The sequence below is a fragment of the Stenotrophomonas sp. A3_2 genome, from assembly GCF_036624925.1.
Classification (GTDB): domain Bacteria; phylum Pseudomonadota; class Gammaproteobacteria; order Xanthomonadales; family Xanthomonadaceae; genus Stenotrophomonas; species Stenotrophomonas hibiscicola.
Genome location: NZ_JAZKVY010000255.1, coordinates 1 through 382, shown reverse-complemented (window position 1 = coordinate 382; position 382 = coordinate 1). Strand labels below are relative to the sequence as shown.

The window sequence follows — 382 nt, the reverse complement described above, 5'->3', positions numbered from 1 at the left end:
CACGGCGCGCTGCTGCACGTGGACGCGGTGCAGGCGGTGGGGCGCGTGCCGGTGGATCTGGCGGCGCTGGGGGCGGACAGCCTGACCGTCTCCGGCCACAAGCTGGGTGGAATCAAGGGCGCGGGCGCGCTGGCGCTGCGGCCGGGGCTGAGCTTCGCACCGCTTATCCTGGGGGGCGGGCAGGAGCGCGGGCGGCGGGGCGGCACCCCTGCCCTGCCCGCGATCGCCGCGCTGCGGGACGGGATGGAGGCGGGCGCAGTGGGGCTTGGCGCGGTCCCGCTGGGTGATCGAGCGGCGCGGCTGCCCAACACCACCTGCCTCGCCTTGCCCGGGGTGCCGGCGGAAACGCAGGTGATCGCGCTCGATCGGGCGGGGGTGTGCG

At 77.2% G+C, this 382-nt stretch carries 1 protein-coding gene; it reads left to right on the top strand.

Annotation, left to right across the window (positions count from 1 at the left end; genetic code table 11):
- On the top strand, nucleotides 1-382 hold a 382-nt coding region (locus R5H29_RS11405; RefSeq protein WP_332329195.1), incomplete at both ends, for an aminotransferase class V-fold PLP-dependent enzyme.